The organism is Streptomyces sp. HD (assembly GCF_028369295.1).
Classification (GTDB): domain Bacteria; phylum Actinomycetota; class Actinomycetes; order Streptomycetales; family Streptomycetaceae; genus Streptomyces.
Genome location: NZ_JAQMYP010000016.1, coordinates 125,138 through 144,055, shown reverse-complemented (window position 1 = coordinate 144,055; position 18,918 = coordinate 125,138). Strand labels below are relative to the sequence as shown.

Annotated in this window: 14 protein-coding genes; 8 read left to right on the top strand and 6 right to left on the bottom strand. The window is 71.2% G+C overall.

Annotated elements, in window-relative coordinates; genetic code table 11:
- Positions 1 to 229: 229 nt before the first annotated feature.
- Positions 230 to 3,196 (bottom strand): AfsR/SARP family transcriptional regulator, encoded by a 2,967-nt coding sequence (locus POF73_RS17850; RefSeq protein ID WP_272116361.1) that lies wholly within the window; start codon positions 3,194 to 3,196, stop codon positions 230 to 232.
- A gap of 276 nt (positions 3,197 to 3,472) precedes the next feature.
- Here POF73_RS17850 and POF73_RS17845 point away from each other — a divergent pair, with 276 nt between their 5' ends.
- The 8 genes from POF73_RS17845 (at position 3,473) to POF73_RS17810 (ending at position 11,813) form a co-directional block, all read left to right on the top strand.
- Positions 3,473 to 4,192: an IclR family transcriptional regulator gene (locus POF73_RS17845; RefSeq protein ID WP_272116359.1), complete on the top strand. Its 720-nt coding sequence runs from the start codon at positions 3,473 to 3,475 to the stop codon at positions 4,190 to 4,192.
- Between the two features lie 144 nt (positions 4,193 to 4,336).
- Positions 4,337 to 5,548, top strand: a complete 1,212-nt coding sequence (locus tag POF73_RS17840; protein ID WP_272116357.1) for a cytochrome P450 — start codon at positions 4,337 to 4,339, stop codon at positions 5,546 to 5,548.
- Between the two features lie 157 nt (positions 5,549 to 5,705).
- Positions 5,706 to 6,929 carry a cytochrome P450 gene (locus POF73_RS17835; protein WP_272116355.1) on the top strand — a complete coding sequence of 408 codons (1,224 nt, stop codon included), beginning with the start codon at positions 5,706 to 5,708 and terminating at the stop codon, positions 6,927 to 6,929.
- Positions 6,930 to 7,234: 305 nt separating this feature from the next.
- A complete protein-coding gene (locus POF73_RS17830; protein ID WP_272116351.1) occupies positions 7,235 to 9,163 on the top strand; it encodes a RiPP maturation radical SAM C-methyltransferase in 1,929 nt (642 codons plus the stop codon).
- Positions 9,145 to 9,711, top strand: coding sequence for a DUF5825 family protein (locus POF73_RS17825; protein WP_272116349.1), 567 nt, complete (start codon positions 9,145 to 9,147; stop codon positions 9,709 to 9,711). Before POF73_RS17830 ends, POF73_RS17825 begins: the two co-directional genes overlap by 19 nt.
- A 41-nt stretch (positions 9,712 to 9,752) precedes the next feature.
- Positions 9,753 to 10,094, top strand: a complete 342-nt coding sequence (locus POF73_RS17820; protein ID WP_272116347.1) for a hypothetical protein — start codon at positions 9,753 to 9,755, stop codon at positions 10,092 to 10,094.
- Positions 10,087 to 11,034 (top strand): hypothetical protein, encoded by a 948-nt coding sequence (locus POF73_RS17815; protein ID WP_272116345.1) that lies wholly within the window; start codon positions 10,087 to 10,089, stop codon positions 11,032 to 11,034. Before POF73_RS17820 ends, POF73_RS17815 begins: the two co-directional genes overlap by 8 nt.
- Positions 11,031 to 11,813 carry a class I SAM-dependent methyltransferase gene (locus POF73_RS17810; RefSeq protein ID WP_272116343.1) on the top strand — a complete coding sequence of 261 codons (783 nt, stop codon included), beginning with the start codon at positions 11,031 to 11,033 and terminating at the stop codon, positions 11,811 to 11,813. The genes POF73_RS17815 and POF73_RS17810 overlap by 4 nt, the downstream gene beginning before the upstream one ends.
- Positions 11,814 to 11,838: 25 nt before the next feature.
- Here POF73_RS17810 and POF73_RS17805 read toward each other — a convergent pair whose 3' ends face one another.
- From POF73_RS17805 to POF73_RS17785, 5 genes are all read right to left on the bottom strand, one after another.
- A complete protein-coding gene (locus POF73_RS17805) occupies positions 11,839 to 13,128 on the bottom strand; it encodes an MFS transporter (RefSeq protein ID WP_272116341.1) in 1,290 nt (429 codons plus the stop codon).
- Between the two features lie 565 nt (positions 13,129 to 13,693).
- Positions 13,694 to 14,518 carry an ABC transporter ATP-binding protein gene (locus tag POF73_RS17800; RefSeq protein ID WP_272116339.1) on the bottom strand — a complete coding sequence of 275 codons (825 nt, stop codon included), beginning with the start codon at positions 14,516 to 14,518 and terminating at the stop codon, positions 13,694 to 13,696.
- A complete protein-coding gene (locus POF73_RS17795; protein WP_272116337.1) occupies positions 14,518 to 16,359 on the bottom strand; it encodes a dipeptide/oligopeptide/nickel ABC transporter permease/ATP-binding protein in 1,842 nt (613 codons plus the stop codon). Before POF73_RS17795 ends, POF73_RS17800 begins: the two co-directional genes overlap by 1 nt.
- Positions 16,349 to 17,380 carry an ABC transporter permease gene (locus POF73_RS17790; protein ID WP_272116334.1) on the bottom strand — a complete coding sequence of 344 codons (1,032 nt, stop codon included), beginning with the start codon at positions 17,378 to 17,380 and terminating at the stop codon, positions 16,349 to 16,351. Before POF73_RS17790 ends, POF73_RS17795 begins: the two co-directional genes overlap by 11 nt.
- Positions 17,377 to 18,807: an amidase gene (locus POF73_RS17785; RefSeq protein ID WP_272116333.1), complete on the bottom strand. Its 1,431-nt coding sequence runs from the start codon at positions 18,805 to 18,807 to the stop codon at positions 17,377 to 17,379. The genes POF73_RS17790 and POF73_RS17785 overlap by 4 nt, the downstream gene beginning before the upstream one ends.
- Between the last annotated feature and the right edge of the window lie 111 nt (positions 18,808 to 18,918).

The following is an 18,918-nucleotide window of genomic DNA, read 5'->3' as shown; positions in this document are numbered from 1 at the left end:
CGCACCGTGCGAGCCCTTGCGTTGCCACAATGAACCCCGTCCGGATAATCACCGGAGATACAGAAAATGTCCGACGGCGCACAAACACCGAGACGCTTAAAGTTTTCGGGAACCACAACTGCAACTACTTGGAAGTTTAGCACGGTACGCGCATTTCGCACTACCCTGCACACAAGGTGCGACAAAGGAGAACGGTGTCGACAGGCGGACGCGGGGCCATTCGCCGTGTTCATACGACGTCCTGGCAGCCCAGGGGCACAGGATCCGCCGGTGCCCGCATGCGGAGGTTGGTGCGCAGAGTGTCGGCCTCGGGGAGGCCGAGTTCGTCGAACAGGTCCAGGGCACGTCTCCAGGCGTCGAGAGCGGGGCCGGGCGCGCCCGCCGCCTCGTGGGTGTCGCCGAGGTAGGTGAGGCCGATGGCCTCGCTGCGGCGGTCGCCCGTCTTACGGAAGAGAGCAAGGGCCCGGTCGTAGCACTCCACGGCTGTGGCGTGGCGGCCCAGGTGCCGGTGGATGTAGCCGAGGCTGTCCCAGGTGTGAGCCTGGCCGCTCAGGTCGCCCGTCGCCTGGACGAGAGGCAGTGCCTGTCGGCAGTATGCGAGCGCCTGCCGCAGCTCGCCGAGTTCGGCCAGATACCAGCCCATGTCGTTGAGGGCGACCGCCTGACCGCCGCGATCGTGGGCGAGCCGGAAGTGTTCCAGCGAGCGGCGCGAGTGGTGCAGTGCCTCGCGGGGTGCTCCGTGCGCCCAGGCCATCTTGGCCAGGTTCTGGCGGGTGCGCGCCTGCCCGGCGTGGTTGTCCAGCTGCCGGAAGAGGTCGAGGGCACGGGTGAAGTGGTGGCGGGCGCCCTGCGGGTCCCGCAGCTGGAAGCGGGCGAGCCCCAGGCCTCGGTGGCCGGCCGCCTGTCCGGCCAGGTCTTCGTGGTTCATGGCCGCGCGCAGGGCGACGGTGTGGACGTCGGTGAGGGCCTGCCAGTTGCCCTGGCGTTCCAGGAACGTGGTCAAGGTCGCGGCGAACTGCCAGGTGTAGCCGTCGAAGCCTGCCGGTGGGCGTTCCACTGCCGACAGCAGGACGGACCGTTCGGCGATCAGCCACGCCAACGCCTCGTCATAGTCGGCCAGTTGGCGGGGCAGGGCGCCGGGTTCGGGAGGTGCGAGGGCCATCGGGTGGCGTCGCCGGGTCAGTAAGGCGTCGGCCGCGTACGCCGTGTGCAGGTAGTGGTCCAGAACGCGGCGGGTCGCGGCCCGCACCGTGGGTTCGTCGTCGTGATCGGCGACCAGCTCGACGGCGTAGGCCCGCAGCAGGTCGTGGCAGGCGTACCGCTGAGGCGCGTGCTCGTTCAGCAGGTGAGCCGCGGTCAGTTCGCCGGCGGTCTCCCGTACCTGCCCCACCCCCACGCCGGCGAGTGCGGCCAGGGCCGTCAGGTCGGCGTCGGGCCCGGGGTGCAGGCCCAGGAACCGGAACAGGCGCGCCGCTTGCGGGCTGAGTGTCCGATACGACCAGTGGAAGACGGTCCGTACGGCAGTGACCGGATCACCGGTGTCCAGCGGATCCAGGATCCGTTCGGCGGTTCGCAGTTCGTCCGCGAAGCCGGCCAGCGGCACAGCGGGACGGGCGGCAGCGCGGGCGGCGGCGACCGCGAGCGCGAGTGGCAACCCGGCACAGCGCACGACGATCTCGTCGACCGCGGCGGCCTCGGCCGCCACCCGCGCGGCGCCCAGGCGGGCGGCGAGCAGATCGCGGCACTCCTCGGCGGTGAGCAGGTCGAGCGCGAGCAGGTGCGCTCCCTCACCGACGGCAAGTCCCGTCAGTGGGCTGCGGCTGGTCACCAGTGCCAGACATCCGGGCGCGCCGGGCAACAGCGGCCGCACCTGATCGGCGTCGCGGGCGTTGTCGAGAACCACCAGGACCCGCCGGCCGCACAGCAGGCTGCGATACAGACCCACCTGCGCCTCCAGTGACTCCGGCACCCGGGCGACGAGCACCCCCAGCGCGTCGAGGAATCCGCGCACGGCCCGGTCCGGGGCAAGGGGCGCACCTCCGGGGTCGAAGCCGCGCAGGTTCACATACAGCTGTCCGTCGGGAAACGCCGATCGCACCTGTCGCGCCCAGTGCACCGCCAGTGCGGTCTTACCCACTCCACCCATACCGGATATCGCGGACACGACGACCGCCGCCGGATGGCGGCCGGCGTCCGCCAGTAACGCGTCCAGACGGGCGAGTTCGTCGGTACGACCGGTGAAGCCCGGTACTCCCAACGGGAGTTGAGCAGGTGCGGTATCGGGAGCACGGTCGCGTGAGGGGGCCGGCACGGCGGCAAGGGACACCGGTGCTTCCCGCCCCGCGCGATGTGGGGTCGGGTCGGTCCGCGTCGATCGTGTCGCCGACGGGTTCGGCGGTGCGGCCGCGGGGGCGGGAACCGCCTCGTGGTTGTGCACGTGCCGGAGGGGGCTCTCCCGGAGGATCTCCTGGTGCAAGTCCCACAGGCGGCGGCCGGGTTCGGTGCCCAGCTCCTCCACCAGCCGCTGCCTGGTCTGCGCGTAGCAGCGCAGCGCCTCGCCGCTGTCGCCCGCTGCGTGCAGGGCCCGCATGAGGGCCTCCGCGAGGGGTTCCGTCAGCGGGTACTCCCCCAGCAGGTCGGCCAACTGGTCCACGACGGCTGCCGGGTCGCCGCTGTGGATCTCGATGCCTGCCAGCCGTACGGCGGCGTCCACGCGCTGCCGTCGCCATGCCTCGCGCATCCGGACGGGCCATGTCCCGGGCAGCCCGGCGAGGGGCTCGCCACGCCACAGGGCAAGCGCCTCGCGCAGCAGCGTGGCGCGCATCGGGTCGGGCTGTGCGCTGTCGCGAGCCAGCGCGGCCAAGCGATGGAAGCGGTGCAGATCGACCCTGTCGGGGTCAAGGTCCAGCTGGTAGCCGCCGGAGCGGCGAAGCACCGGTAATCGTCCCTCGCCGTCGTCGTCCAGGCGTTCCGCCAGCCGCCGGATGCGGGCGATATGCGCATACAGAGCGCGGCGCGCACCTTCCGGCGGGTCGGCGCCCCAGGTCCGGTCGATGAGCACGGCGAGCGGTACGGGCCGGCCCGCATCCACGGCCAACGCGGCCAGTACCGCCCGGCGTTGGGGTGGCCCCAGGTCCACCGGTGCATCCCGCACCAGCACTTCCACCGGTCCCGACAGACACAGCCGCAGGGTCATGGCAGCCCCCCCGTTCAGGTCGCCTCCACAATCTCCTCACATCTGTGGGCAGGGCGACAACCTTTCGGCAAAATCTCGGCCCCACGACGCCCCCCACCCTGACTCGGGCGGCGCACGCACCGGTATGGCGGCGCGGCGCACGCACGACCACGAGCGACACAGATCACTACACCGGGTTCACACGTGAAACACGGGGGTTGACACGTGCATCGATCGAACACGGCGACTGCGACGGCCTCGCCACTTCCACGGACCGGACCGCTGAACACCGTCCCATTGCCCGGCCTGGCCGGACCGCTGTCCGCGACGGGCGGACGCAGCGTCCTGGAAGGCGCCTTCGCATTGCTGAACGCCGTACAGCAGGACGGGGGTGCGGGCGTGACCACGCTGGCCTCCGCGTGCGGTCTGCCCAAGACGACCGCATATCGGCTGCTCGACCAACTCGTGGAGCTGGGAGCCGTCGAACGCAGTGCGGGCCGCTACCGCATCGGACCGGGCATGTTCCGGCTGGGCCACGGCTGGCAGCCGTACCCGGGGCTGCGATCGGTCGCTCAGCGGCCGCTGCGGCGGCTGGCGGCCGCCACCGGTATGACGGTCGCCCTCGCCGTACTGCACCAGGGGCAGACGCTGGTCCTGGACCGGACGACCGTCGCGGACAGCCTGCGGCCGCCCGATGACCGGCAGACCTGGCCGTGGTACACGGCGGCCGGCAAGGTCCTGGTCGCCTGGGCCCAACCCGGCCTGCCTCTTGGTCCATTGCCTCGGAACTGGCCGGCCGAAGCCGGGCTCATCCGGGAGTGCGGAGCCGCCTACGACCGGGAGGAGGTGCTGGAGGGAGTGTGCTGCGCCGCCGTACCCGTGTACGCGGCGGACGGCGTCCCGGTGGCCGCGCTGAGCGTGCTGACCGACCCGGACCACCGTCTGGAGCGCCTCGCCGACACGGCCCGCCGCGCGGCATCGGCCATCACGGCGGAGCTCGGCCGCCGTGACGGCTGACGGGATGCGGGCCGCTGCGCCAGACACAGACGTCCACCAGGGCGCCCGCCGGCCGCACCACGCTGTTCCGCTCAGCGGCACGGCGGGCGACAGGGCGTTACCCGCTCAGCAGGCTGTGCCGTACCACCACTTACGGAGGGCACCATGGAGTCGTCGCCGACACATCCCGTGAACGGCGAAGCCGGCGCCCGCACTCCTGGCGCCGGGGTCTCGCGCAACCGCCGCAGTGACCCGTTGACGCTGCTGAAAGCGGAGTTCGACGGCGTACGCGACGTGTGGCGCACGGCCACAGGCTCGGTGTGCGTGGCCGATCCAGACGCGGTCCGGGCGGTGATGGGCAACCGGCACGCCGCCGTGGCGGAGACGTCCGACTTCTATCACAACCGGAACGGCGTCTTCGGTCCGCGTTCCGCGCAGGTCGCCATCGGCCGTGCGGCCCGGGACCTGATGCGTCGTCACCTTGACGCGCGGCGGGAGGAATTGCCGGGGCTGGTAGCCGAGCAGCTCGCACCGCGCAGCGAGTGGCCGGACGCCGGGAACCTGCTCGTGCTGCTGCATCTGCGCGAGGTGCTGCTGCATCCGGACGCGCCGGCCCACCTGCACACGACCGTGGAGGCGATCGTCGCCCGCGCGGTGCTGGCGGGTGCGCGGCGGCACCACTCGGCCCCGTCCCGGCTGCTCTTCCGCCGTCGTGCGCTGCGGGCACTGCACACGGAAGTGTGCGCGCGGCAGAAGCGACTGCGGCAGCTCGGCGGCCCCGCCGGGCCGCGTGACCTCGTCGACGTCGTCGTCGACGGGGGCGGGCCGGCGGCGGATCCGGGGGATCTCGTCGAGGTCTACCTGTCCTTTCTGTTCGCCGTGGTCGGATCGATCGGATTCGCGCTGGGCTGGTCGGTCCACCTGCTGGGCACGCACCCGGAGCAGGCCGCGGCGGAGCCGAGCTGGATCGTGCGCGAGGCACTGCGGCTGTGGCCGGTGGCCTGGCTGTTCGCCCGCACGCCGAGCCGGGTGCAGGAGCTGGGCGGGACGCGGGTGACGCCCCGGGACCGGCTCGTGGTGTGCAGCTATCTGGTGCACCGGCACCCCGGGTACTGGGAGCGGCCCGACGAGTTCGTCCCGGAGCGCTGGGCGGGGAGTGTGCCCGACGCGGCCTACCTGCCGTTCGGGCACGGACCGCATACCTGCGCGGGCGCGACCGTCACCGTACGGCTGCTGGAGGACCTCGTCGGTCTCCTGACCCGTGACTGGCGCGTGTCGGTCACCCACGACGGCGGCGGGCCCCAGGTGGGTCCGGCGCTGGCTCCGCCGCGGTTCACCGCGACGCTGAGCCTTCTCGACGGCCCCGAAGGGAGGTGAATCCGCATGCGCGCGCTGTACCTCAAGACGAAGTCGGTCCTCAACGTCCGACGTTCGTACGGGCACTTCTGGTACGTGTACCACCACATCTGACCGGCCCTGCGCGGGGAGGCGCCAAGCGGTCGGCTCCCCGCGCCCCACGAGGGGAACGTTCACGATGACCACGCCCCAACACCCCGAGGACTTCCTGAGTTCCATACGGACGCGCAGCGCGCGGGAGAACGGGATCTTCTGGGTCGACGACCAACGGCTCGGTGTGTTCGAGCCGGAGGCGGCGCGCCGGGTCAGCGCCACGAACTGGCACCGGTTCGTCATGCACGACCGCCTCGTCGACATGGTGCGCCGGCGTCCCAGCCCCGAGATGCGGTGGAGCCGGATCCGTTCCGCGTGGATGACCCAGTTGCACGCCCTCGCGACGGCCGAGCACCACGGCCGGCTGATCGAGCGCATGGAACGGGTCATGGACGCGCGGGTGGGTGAGGACGTCGACCTGACCATGCTGATGCAGGACGTGACGCTGCGGTCGCTGCTGCCCGTCGCTCTCGACGGCCTCACGTGTGCCGAAGCGGATCTGGTGCGCCGGGACCTTGAGATGAAGCTGTTGCGACTGGTCTCGCCCGAGGCGGGCAGCGTCTGGCACCGCCTGCGCTCCGTCTCCGCCCAGGTGCGTTCGGGGCTGGTGGTGCGCCGGGTCCTGCGCCAGCGCGCCAGCGGTCGGCGCGGGCGCGAGCAGGACCTCGCCGACCCCTTCGTGGACCTGCTGCCGGAACTCGGCATGGACCGCGCGCTGGACGTGGTGACCACCGTCCTCACCGCCATCGGGGGCCCGCCCGGCACCGCCGCCGCGAGTCTGCTGTACGCGTTCGTCCGGTACAGCGAATGGCAGCGTCGGCTCGCGGACGAACTGTGCGCCGTGGATCCGGTGGCGTTTCGCACGGCCCCCACCAGTGCGGCCCCGGTGACCCACCGGTTCGTGAAAGAGGTGCTGCGGATGTGGAGCCCGCCGTTACTGCTGGTGCGACGCTCCAAGTACGCGTTCGACCTTGGCGGGACCCGGTTGGAGCCGGGACAGTGGTATCTGCTGAGCCCGCACCTGATCCATCGCGACGAGCGGGTCTGGAAGCAGCCCGACGTGTTCGACCCGGACCGCTTCCTCCCGGGCGCGCCGCACGGTCCGACGGACCGCACCTGTTACGTGCCGTTCGGCTGGGCGCCGAAGAAATGCATCGGCGCGAACCTCGGCACGGTTCAGTTGATGGCCCTGTGCCACCTGCTGTGCACCCGCTACCGGCTGGATGCGGAACGGCCGGAGAAGATCACGATGGCCCTGCGGTTCGCGCCGGTCCCGGAGAACTTCCGCGGGCGACTGGCTCTTCGGTAACACATCCCCTCTTCTTTCGTCCCGGACAGCAGTTCCGCGAGCCCGGCGGAGATTCGGAAGAATCCGCCCGCCGAACCCACAGATCTCAGAAGGGAGGGGAAACCATGCAGAAGACCGTAGTCGTCAACGACCCGCAGGCGAACAATCACTCGCAGATCGTCGTCACCGTCGGTATCGGCTTCTGAGCCGCCACCGGAAGAATGCCGAAGATTACCACTCCCCCGGTGCGGCCGCTTTTCCCGTCGCACCGGGGGTCGACCCGCAACACAGCCATAACCGCCGGAAAGCAGAAATGGACTGGACGCATGAAGGTCACCCTGGTCACCATGCCATGGGCCACACTGGCCACCCCGTCCCTCGCTCTCGGAATTCTCTCGCAGCGGATCCGGGACGCCCTTCCGGATGTCGAGACAAATACGCGTTACGCCAACATCGACTTCGCCGACTGGATGGACCAGCAAGGCGGTTACGGCGCCTCGGACTACGACTACTTCTCCCTGCAGAGTTACTTCCTGGGCTGCGGGGACTGGGTGTTCTCCTCGGCTCTCTATGACGACCCCTCGTGGCGCGTGGCCGAGTTCACGCGGACGATGGGGGAACGGGTCGACAAAACCCGAATGGATGTCTGCCTGCGGCTGCACCGGACGGTTCCCGAGTTCGTCGACGCCTTGGCCCGACGGATCGTCGCCGACGGCGCGGACGTCGTGGGGGCGACCTCGACGTTCCAGCAGAACGTGGCCTCGCTCGCCCTCCTGCGCCGCATCAAGGAACTCGCCCCGGACACGGTCACCGTGATGGGCGGGGCCAACTGCGACGGCCCGCAGGGCGAGGCGCTGCACCGCAACTTCCCGTACTTGGACTACGTCGTACGCGGCGAGGCCGAACGGTCCTTCCCCGGGCTGCTCGCAGCCCTGCGGGACGACCGGCCGGAGGAGATCCCGCACATCCCGGGGCTGTGCCTGCGCCGGGACGGCGCGAGCGTGAGCACCCCGCAGACCGCGCAACTGCTCGCGCCGGCCGAGATCCCCATGCCGGACTTCGACGCCTACTTCGAACGGCTGCGGCGCTCGCGCGTGCAGTCCTGGTACGAGCCGGTGCTGGTGGTCGAAGGAGCCCGCGGCTGCTGGTGGGGCGAGAAACACCACTGCACCTTCTGCGGGCTGAACGGCTCGGCGATGGCCTTCCGCAGCAAGAGCCCGCAGACGTACCTGACCGAGATCCTCACCCTCGCCGAACGCCACCACGTCCTCGACTTCTACGCCGTCGACAACATCCTGGAGATGTCCTACCTCGACTCCGTGCTGGCGAAGCTGGCCGAGGCGCCGTACGACCTGCGCATCCAGTACGAGATCAAGTCGAACATGAACATGCGGCAGATCGTGCGGCTGCGCGAGGCAGGTGTGGTCAGTGTTCAGCCGGGCATCGAGAGCCTCAGCTCCCGGGTCCTGAAGATCATGGACAAAGGGGTGAGCGGCACCCTCAACGTCCGCTTCCTGCGCGACGCCGAGAGCAACGGCCTGTCCGTGGCGTGGAACTACCTGTACGGGTTCCCGGGCGAGACCCCCGAGGACTATCTCCCGGTGATCGAACAGCTCCCGGCCCTGCACCACCTGCATCACCCCACCGGAGCCAACCGCATAGCGCTGGAGCGGTTCAGTCCCTACTTCAACCGTCCCGAACTGGGCTTTTCCGAACGGCATCCGCAGACTCACTATTTCCTCACCTTCGACCTGCCGGAGTCCGAACTGGCCGAACTGGCCTACTTGTTCAGCACCACCGTGCAGGGCATCGACGACAAGCTCGGCGACCACCTGCAGACGGCCCTCGACGAATGGACGGACAACTACCCCCGCTCGCGGCTGACCTTCATCGACTCCGGTGACCGCATCCGCCTGACCAACTCCCGGCCGGGCTTCGCCTGGCGGTCCCTGACCCTGTCCCGTCCGGCCGAGATGGAGATCTTCCGAGCGCTGCACGATCCGCGGTCCGTACGGGAGCTGGCCCGCCGGGCCTTGCAAGTGGACGACGGCTGGGACGAGGACCGCGTCGAGGAGTTGCTCGCCGACTGGCGGCGTCAAGGGCTGGTCTTCGTCGACGCGGACCGGGCGGTCCAGCTCGCGACCACGGACGAGAACCAGTTGCTGTGCCGCATCCGGCGCGCCTCGTCGCAGGAGTACGGATACGAGCTGGCACTGGAACAAGCCGAGGAGCCCACATGCCTGACGATCTCCTGACCTCGCCGGTCGGCGGGCAGGTCCATGACCTCTACGAGCGCGGGGTGCGCTGCGTGACCCTCGACGAGCCGGTCCGGCTGCGCTCCCCCGCGCCGCGGGACCTGCGCGCGCTGGACTTCGTACGGATCGCCACCGCGCGCGGGCTGCTGGTGCGCTGGCATCTGCGCACAGGGCGGCGATCCGATCCGGCGCTCACCGAACGGCATCTGACACACCTTCAGCCACCCGTCTCCCTGGACGGCAGCGGACCGGTGGAGCGGCTGGCCCAGTGGCGGGAACGTTTCTACGTCGGCCGCTGCGCCTGGCGACGCGGTCCCGGCTTCATCCAGATCCGCGACCGCCGGACCGGGGTCCTCCAGCTGTTCGACCTGACCGAGCCCGCGTACGTGGAGGCGGTGGCACTCCTGGAGGAGCAGCGGCCGCAGGAGGCCGATCCCGAGGTACTCGGTGCGCTGCGCGCCGAGCAGCTCGTGCTCAGGTTCGGCGAACTCGACTGGTGGGCGCCGTCCCTGATCGACCGGTGGCCGGCACCGTCCATGCTCCTGTGATCCCCGGCACCTTGGGCCGCCTGACCTCATACGGAGGAGACATGGTCGACACGATCGCTGCCGCGGTGCTCGGTGCCGGGGCCCTGGTCTGGCTGGTGTGGCGTGGTTTCTGCACGCCGCCGGGCTCGTTCGGCTCGTGGGCGATGTTCTCCCACACCAACGCCTATCGGGTCCGCCTGTACGACGCGGCCGACGGGGAGCCGGTCTGCCCGTGGACGTACGAACCACGGCACGGCTTCCTCAACAGCGTCGAGGGGCTCGACGACCTGGTGCGCTACCTGGAGGAGGAGCACGGGCGGCGGGTGGTGGGCGAGGGGGTCGCGCTGCTGCCGTTCACGTCCGTCAGGATCGCGGTCCGAAGCGGCCGGGTGCTTCGTGCATGACCTGCTGGCGGCGGCGCTGCCGGTGCACGGCACCACGGCCGGCCCGCCCCTGTGCGCCTTCCGCGTGGTCCTCGGGACCGCCCTGCTGTGGAAGATCACCGCCGACCACGTGTTCGGCATGGCGCGCTTCTTCGATCTGCGCCCCAAGTCCCTGCTGCGCTGGCGTTACGAGCACGACGAGATGGCGGTGAGGCTGCTGCTGAGCCCGGCTGCGTTCAGGATCTTCTACGGCGCCCGCGCGGTGGCGGTGCTGTGCCTGCTGTCGGGCATCCTCGTCCCCTTGGCCGCGGGGGTGGTGGCGGCATGGTGCATGTTCGAGTTCACCTTCGACCGCAAGTTCAACACCCTGTTCCTCGGGATGCTGTGCCTGCCGTTCGTCGTGGCGAGCGGGGCCGATGCCTATCTGAGCCTCCAGTCACTGCTGGACGCGTCCTCACCGGGCGCGTTCGTCCGGCCGCCGCCGACGCCGCACGGCACCTCGCCGTCCTGGCCGCAGGCGGCCGTGGTGGTGTTGATGTTCCAGGTGTACTGGAGCAGTGCCTGGCTCAAAGCGGTCTCCCGCCAGTTCACCAGCGGGGACGCCCTGCAGAAGACGTTCGAGCAGCTGGCCGTGGTGCGGGCCGAGGCACCCGACGCGCCGCGCGACTACTACTTCCCCGGCTGGTTCACCCGCCGCCTGGCCACCGCGGACCCCGCCGTCGTGGCCCGCCGCTGGCGGCTTCCCTCGCTGGCGGTCATCGGTGTGGAGGCGGCACTGCCCCTCCTGCTGGTCTTTCCCGTCACCTGGCCGGCCGGCGCCCTGGCGGGCGTGCTCCTGCACGCCGCGTTCACCACGATCCTGCCCAAGCGCCTGGTGCCCTTCGGCCTGGCCGCGGTGGGCACATACACGCTGTTCCTGCCCCCGCACACGTTCGTGACCCTGATCGAGGCACTGACATGACGCACTCCATGCCGTGGGCCCCCACCTCCTTCGGAACCCGCGCCCACGACTACGACCGGATGCGGCCCGGCTATCCCCTCGAAGCGCTGAGCCAAGCGCTCGGGGGGAGGGCCAACGGCCCGCGGGACACGGCGCTCGACGTCGGCTGCGGCACCGGAAAGCTCGCGAGCGCACTCGACGCGCTCGGCCACCGGGTCACCGGTCTGGAACCCGATCCGCGCATGGCGGCCGTGGCCACGGCGAAGGGGCTGGCCGTCGACGTGGCCACCTTCGAGGACTGGGACCCGGCGGACCGGCGGTTCGACGTGGTGGCGTGTGGCCAGGCGTGGCACTGGCTGCGGCCGGGCGACCGGGTGGACCGGGCCGCGCGGTGTCTGCGGCCGGGCGGGCGGATCCTGCTCGCCTGGAACTTCAGCGCCCTGTCCCCGGCCGTCACGGAGGACCTGGTCGGCGTCTACACCTCAGTCCTGCCGCAGGGCCTGCCGACCGGCGAGGGCGGCCGGCAGAACCTCGCGGAGTCCGACCTCGACGAGTACATCCGCGAACTGGCCGCGCACGGCTTCCCACAGGTGCGCAGGGCCGTGGTTCCCTGCCGGGCCACGCTGACCTCCCGGCAGTGGTGCCGGCTACTGGCCACCGACAGCCGGCATCTGGCCCTGCCGAAGGCCTCCCGCCGACGGTTGTTGCACGAGGTGGCCCACTGTCTCGACGCCGAGCACGGCGGCCGCGTGCTCATCACCTACCGCTGTGTCGCCCTGGGGGCATCCGCCGGAGAGTGACCGGCAGCCCGGCACCGGGCGACCGTCACTCCGGAACGGCGTCGTGCGGTGGGCCGGACGTCCGGGGCGAACCGCCGCCGTCCTCGTCGTCGCCGGGATCCGCGCCCAGCTCGCGTACGGCCGGCAGAAAGTGGTTGGCGCCCGCCATCGCCGCCAGCCCCACGGCGACGGCGATCAGCGGGACGTCGACACCGAACGCGTCGGCCATTGCCCCGCACAACACGGGGGCGAGCCAGCCCAGACCCATCGAGGCCAGACCCATCGCGGAGGCGACACGTGCGGTCAACGCGTCCTCGGTCGTTGCCATGACGTGGCTGGTGAGCACCACGTTCAGCGGTGTGACGAGCACCGTGCTCGCCCCCAGGCAGAGCCCCGCGAGCCAGGGACGCCCGGCCAGCGGCACGAGCGCTGCGACCCCGATCGGCATCATCCACGAGACACCGAGTACGAGCCGACGGCCCGGGACTCGTTGGACCACCCGGCCGGCGGCCAACGCCCCACCCAGAGCACAGGCCGTGGCGAGCGCCTCGGCGGCGCCGATCTGCGTCGACGACGCACCGTGCTGCCGCAGCGTGACGACGAACATGAATCCGACGCCCCCCAGCATCAGATTCATCAGCGCCAGCCACAGCAGGGCATACCGGAGGAAGGCGCGGTCCCGGATGTGCGCCAGCCCGACTCCCAGGTCGTGCAGGGCTGAGGAGCGCGCCCCCGATCGGCCGGCTGCGGGGAGCCCGGAGCCGCGATCGGGGCCCAGCTCGGTGCGCAGCAGGGCGGAGGCGATGGTCACGGCGGCAAAGGAGAGGGCGTCCGTGAGGAACGGCGCCCAGCGGGCCAGCGAGAACAGCAGCCCGCCCAGGGGCGCACCGGCCAACTGGGCGCCGTAGTCGCGCGCTTCGGCGCCGGCGTAAGCCGCTTTGAGTTGCGAGACCGGGACGACCCGCCGCACCACTGGGGCAGCCGCCCCCCGGAAGGCGGCCGAGGCGAGCCCCTGCACCAGGGCGAGGGCCGCGATGGCGGGCAGCCAGGGATGTCCGGCTGCCACCAGCCAGAAGACCGTTCCCATGGTGGCGACTTGGACGAGGGAGGCCCCGATCAGCATGGCTCTGCGTGACCGGCGGTCGGCGAGGACGCCGGCGGGCAGCAGGCCCACCAGCACCCCGGCGCCGGCGCACGTCCCCACGATCCCGGCGGCCGCGGCCGAACCGGCGGTGGCGAGGATCAGCAGCGGGAAGGCAAGCGTGGAGACACTGGTGCCGAGGTTGGACAGCGCCGTACCACTCCACCACAAGGTGTAGTCCCGGTTGCGCCGCAAGGGCACAGGATGTGGGGACGCCCCGTGGTCAGGCCGCTCCTCTGCGTTGACCACGGCGTCGAGGCTATCGTCGCGGATCCCGGCGTGTCGATCGGTATGACGCCCTTGTGTGAAATGGCCGAGGCCGCCCCCTGGTCACCCGCAGATCAGGAGTCCGCAAGGAAAGTAAGTCGAACCTTTCGATCGGGATTACCCCTGTCCGTGTCCGCCGAACTCCGCCAAGAAAACCGCCGAGGTACCCGAGCGCGGAATCTCCACTGGATACGCCATCGGAATCACGTCGCATGAAGCGGGAGCGAGGGAAACGCCAGGTCAGTGGGCGTTTCACGGTCCTTCGGGCGTGTGCCGGGAGCCCTCAGAGCGTCAAAGGAGCGTGACTTCCCCGCATTCATTTCGCCGCACTCGATCGAGCCGGGTCGCCGCACTCGATCGAGTCAGGCCCACATAGCGGTGTGCGAGTCCGTCGGGAAGGAGGTATCCCTCCCAGCAGGTTGTCGGCGCGGCGCGGGACGGTAGCCCCATGTCGTGCGGGAGTTCGTCCGCACGAGGGCCCGGTCAGCGGGGTTCACGCCGTGGCGGGCTCGTCGTCGAGGCGGAACCTCGGGTCGCCCGGGACGGACGCGAGGAGTTGAGCGGTGTACGGGTGGTTCGGCTCGGCGAAGGTGGCTCGGGTCGGGCCGAGTTCGACGAGGTCCCCGTGCAGCAGGACCGCGACCGAGTCGCTGACGTGCCGGACGACGGCCAGGTCGTGCGAGATGAACAGCATCGTCAGCGAGAGCCGGCGGCGCAGATCGGCGAGCAGGTTGAGGATCTCGGCCTGGGTCGTCAGGTCGAGGGCCGAGGTGATCTCGTCGGCGATGACGAACCGGGGACGTGGTGCGAGGGCTCGTGCGATCGCCAGCCGCTGCCGTTGGCCGCCGGAGAACTCGTGCGGGTAGCGGTCCATGGTGTCCGGGTCGAGGCTCACCTGGCTGAGCAGCTCGGCGATCCGGGTCCGGACCGGTCTGGCCCTGGCCCGGATCGGATCGAGTGCCTCGGCGAGCGACTGGGCGACGGTGCGCCGTGGGTCGAACGAGGAGTACGGGTCCTGCGGAATCATCTGGACCGTCGCGGCTCCCGCCCGTCCGCGCGAGGTGCGCAGCGGGGCGCCGTCCACGAGGATCCGGCCGCTCGACGGCCTGTGGACGCCGACGAGTGTCCGTGCCAGCGTCGTCTTGCCCGACCCGGACTCTCCGACGAGTGCGAGGGTGCTGCCCCGGGGAATGTCGAACGAGACTCCCTTGAGCACCCTGCGGGCCGCGACGCCGTGGCCTAGCTCGACGGTGAGATCCTCCACGCGCAGCAGCGGGGTGGCCGCCTGCGGGTCCGGTGTGGTTTCGGTGGCAGACATCAGCGGCTCCTTTCAGCGGCCGGGGGGCGGTCCGCGGCCTTGTCGGAAAGGTCGTCCGGCGGCGCCCCGTTCGGCTGCGCCGCATGCGCGTCGGCCGTCCACCGGACCGCGCTGAGGGTTCCACCGGCCTCGACCGCGGCGGGCGTCGCCGCGAGCAACGCGCGGGTGTACGGGTGGGTGACCGTCCCCCGGCGCAGGTCGGCGCCCGTCGTCCGGTCGACGACCCGGCCGCCGTGGAGCACCAGGACGGTGTCACAGAGCACGCCGACCACGCCGATGTCGTGCGAGATGAACAGCATCGCCGTGCCGTGCTCGCGGTTGATGCGCCGGAACTGCCGCAGCACCTCCGCCTGGACGGTGACGTCGAGGGCCGTCGTTGGTTCGTCGGCGATGAGCAGCCGCGGGTTCGTCGTCATCGCGGAGGCGATCGAGGCGCGCTGGAGCATGCCGCCGCTCAGCTCGTGCGGGTGCTGGCGCAGCCGCCGGTCCGGCTCGGTGACGTGGATGTCGGCCAGGGCGCGGACCATGTCCTGCGCGGCTCGACGTCGGGGCGTCCGCAGATGTACCCGGGCCACCTCGGTGAGCTGGGTGCCGAGCCTCAGCGCCGGGTTGAAAGTGCCGATCGGGTCCTGGTAGACGATGCCGATCTCGGTCGCGAGGCGTCGCTGCGGCGGTGTTCCGAGCAGATCGAGGTCGCCGAGGGCAAGGCGCGACGCGTTCGCCCGCACGCCCTCGGGGAGCAGACCCGCGACCGCCATGGCGATGGTGGACTTGCCCGAGCCCGACTCCCCGACGAGGCCGACGATCTGGCCGGCCCCGATGGTGAACGACACGTCGTCGACGAGTGTCCGGTCACCGGCCCGCACGGTCAGCCCGGCGACGCTCAGCAGGCCGTCCGGCTCCGTGCCGACCGCTGCCCCTGCATCGCCCGATGCCTGAGGCGCCCGAGGCGCCTGCGCCCGGTCGGCCGGTCCCGCCGCGTCCGCCGTCCCGGTCGGTGCGGGCGCTGTGCCGCGGGTCCGCGGGTCGACGAGCGAGGCCACGCCGTCTCCGAGGAGCATGGCGCCCACACCGGTGACGATGAGCATGATCGACGGAGCGAGGACGACCGACGGCTGGGCGAAGATCGACGGCAGCGCCTCGTTGAGCAGCCGGCCCCAGTCGTACTGCGGGTTCTGCACACCGAGGCCGACGAACGACAGACTGCTGATGTCGAGCAGGGACAGGGTGAAGCTCGAACTGAGGAGCACCAGCAACGGCCCGCTGATGTTCGGCAGGACGTGCCGGCCCAGGATGCGCAGGCCGGGAACGCCGAGCAGGCGCGCGGTGAGCACGTAGTCCTTGTCCGCGACGGTCGCGGCGAGATTCGCCGTCAGCCGTGCGAACCCGGGGACGCCGGCGACGGCGATCGCGACGATCGCGGACACCGTGCCCGGTCCGAGCACCGCCGCGATGACGAGGGCGAGCACGAGCGAGGGGAAGGCCACCGCCGAGTCGATGAGCCGCAGACAGGTCTCGCGCAGCCACCCGGGGGCCAGATGGACCAGCGCGCCGATCGCGACGCCGGCCACGAACGAGGCAGCGGTGGCGGCGGCGGCCATGAGCAGGGTGAGCCGGGTCGCGACGAGAGCCCGGGCCAGGACGTCACGGCCGAAGGCGTCGGTGCCGAGGAGATGCCCGGCACCAGGCCCCAGCCGGGCGTTGCCGGTGAGGGTCTCGGCGGAACCGCTCAGCAGCGGCGGGGCCACGAGGGCCACGACGAGGAGCAGTCCGAGGATCACGGCGCCGGCCAGCAGCGACGGGTTGCGGAGCCATCGGCGGACGGTCGTATCAGTGGCCACGACGACCTCCCTCAAGAGTGCGGGGGTCGACGATCCCGAGGACGACGTCGACGAGGAGATTGACGAGCAGGGCGAGCATGCCGACGACGAGGATGATGCCCTGGATCACCGGATAGTCCTTGTAGATGATCGCCTGGACGACCTCGGTGCCGAGCCCGGGATAGGTGAAGACGTTCTCCAGGATGATCGTCCCGCCGAGCAGGGAGGTGAGGACGAGACCGCTCAATGTGAGGACACTCGTCACCAGGTTGGGCAGCGCGTGGCGGAGGTGGAGACGCACGGGTCCCAGGCGGTGGCCGCGAGCGGTCCTCATGTAGTCCTGGGCGAGCACCGAGGCCGTCTCCTGCCGGACGACCCGGGCGATCGCGAAGGCCGGGCCGATGCAGAGCGCGGCGATCGGCATGACGAGCGCGCTCGGTGTCGCGGCGCCGCCGGACGGCAGCAGCCCGAGGCTGATCGAGAACAGGACGATGAGGAGGGTCGCGACGACGTAGACCGGCGCCGACGCGAGGAGCCCGGCGACCGTGCCGAAGCCGACACCGAGCCGGCGGCGGCGTCCGTCACGGGTGAGGACGCCGACGGTCATGCCCAGCGGGACGGCGATGACCAGGGAGAGCAGGACGGCCGGGATGACGAGCTGGACGGTGTACGGCAGCCGGGTCGCGACGATGTCTGAGACCGGGGTGTCGAACCGGAACGAGGTGCCGAGCCGTCCGGACGCGATGTCGCCGAGGTAGTGGACGAACCGCGTCGCGATCGGCTCGTCGAGGCCCAATCGTTCGCGTATCGCCGCGAGCGTGGCCGGGGACGAGTTGGTGCCCGCGATCGCGCGGGCCGGGTCCCCGGGCAGCAGGGGCACGATGAGGAACGTCACGAGGACGAGCAGCAGCATGGACATCAGCAGGCCGCCCGCCCGGCGGACGGCGAACCCGGCCCAGCCACCGCCCAGCCGCAGCCGCGGGAGGCGCCGGACGGATGCGGTCGGCAGCGGCCCGGTCGGGACCGCGGACCCGGCGCTCACAGCGCCGCCGCCGCGAGCGCCGCGTCGTCGGGGTGCCGCTCGTACCAGCGGAACCGCGGTTCGAGCTGGGCCGACAGTCGCAGCAGCGTCGCCTCGTCGTAGGGTGCGCCGACGAGTTGCGCACCGACCGGCAGTCCGTCCGCGGTCGTGTGGACGGGCAGCGAGATGGCGGGCAGCCCGGCGATGTTGACGAACGCGGTGAACGAGACCATCCGGGTCTCGGTGTCCCGCGGGCCGTCCGGGTCGGAGTTCGCCTCGTCGTACACGGGGCCGACCGGTGGCGCCACGACCGCGGTGGTCGGGGTGAGGAGGACGTCGAAGTCCCGGCCCCACTGGGCGACCACCTCGCGCGACTCGGCCTGCAGGCGCGCCGCCGTACGGGCGTAGTCGCCCGCGGTGACCTCCAGGGCGGTCTCTCGGCGGCGCCGGATGTAGGGGTCCACCGCGTCGGGATCGTCGACCTCTATGGCGTAGGTGGACGCACTGATGATCGTCCAGGTGAAGCCCATGATCGCCTCGTACGAGAACATCCTCGGACTGACCTCGACGACCTCGTGCCCCAGGTCGCGCAATGCCTGCGCGGCCGTCAGCGCCGCCGTGCGGCACTCCTTGTCGACCGGCAGCCCGGTCGGCGCGTCGAGGAGCAGGCCGATCCGCAGCCGCCCGGGATCGGCACCGGCCTCCTCGATGTACGGGCGGGACGGTTCGGGCGCGCTGTACCAGGCGAGCCGGTCGGCTCGGCCCATGACGTCGAGCATGAGGGCCGCGTCGCGCACGGTGCGGGTGATCGCGCCTTCGGTCGTCGAGTGTTCCCAGCCCCGGACGAGCGCGGGCACGCGTCCCCGGCTCGGTTTGAGGCCCACGAGGCCGGTGACGGACGCCGGGACCCGGATCGATCCGCCGCCGTCGGAGGCGTGTGCCACCGGGGCGAGCCCGGCCGCGACGGCCGCCGACGCGCCGCCGCTCGACCCGCCGGAGGTGTGCGCCGGGTTCCACGGGTTGCGCGTCTTTCCGTGCCGGGCGTTCTCGGAGACGGTCAGGGCGCCGAACTCCGGTGAGTTCGTCCGGCCGAGGGGGATCGCGCCGGCGTCGAGGAGGAGCTGGACGTCGGGGTCCGTGACCGTCCGCGGGGTGTCCCGGATCGCCAGTGAGGACATCGTGTTGGGTTGTCCCGCGACGGAGTTGAGGTCCTTGATGGGGACGGGGACGCCGTGCAGCGGGCCGAGCGGGTCGCCGCGCAGCACCGCCCGCTCGGCCCGGACGGCCGCCGCGCGCACGGCGTCGGCGTCGAGCCAGACGACGGCGTTGACGGCGGGATTGATCCGCTCGATGCGGTCGAGGTAGGTCTCGGCCACCTCCACCGGGCTGACCTCTTTCGTTCGCACGAGGTCGGCGATCTGCTGGGCGGTGCTGAATGGGTCGATCACCAGGGGACTCCTGTCGGAAAGGTGCGAGGGTCTCGGTGCGGGGCGCCGGAGCAGGGCGGGGATTCTCTGTGCCGTACGAGCGCGGGGGGATCTCCGTGCCGTGCGAGCGCG

Coding starts and splice junctions, on each gene's coding strand:
- POF73_RS17830 (WP_272116351.1), top strand. CDS start 7,235: ATGAAGGTCACCCTGGTCACCATGCCATGGGCCACACTGGCCACCCCG.
- POF73_RS17850 (WP_272116361.1), bottom strand. CDS start 3,196: ATGACCCTGCGGCTGTGTCTGTCGGGACCGGTGGAAGTGCTGGTGCGG.
- POF73_RS17840 (WP_272116357.1), top strand. CDS start 4,337: ATGGAGTCGTCGCCGACACATCCCGTGAACGGCGAAGCCGGCGCCCGC.
- POF73_RS17810 (WP_272116343.1), top strand. CDS start 11,031: ATGACGCACTCCATGCCGTGGGCCCCCACCTCCTTCGGAACCCGCGCC.
- POF73_RS17820 (WP_272116347.1), top strand. CDS start 9,753: ATGGTCGACACGATCGCTGCCGCGGTGCTCGGTGCCGGGGCCCTGGTC.
- POF73_RS17800 (WP_272116339.1), bottom strand. CDS start 14,518: ATGTCTGCCACCGAAACCACACCGGACCCGCAGGCGGCCACCCCGCTG.
- POF73_RS17825 (WP_272116349.1), top strand. CDS start 9,145: ATGCCTGACGATCTCCTGACCTCGCCGGTCGGCGGGCAGGTCCATGAC.
- POF73_RS17835 (WP_272116355.1), top strand. CDS start 5,706: ATGACCACGCCCCAACACCCCGAGGACTTCCTGAGTTCCATACGGACG.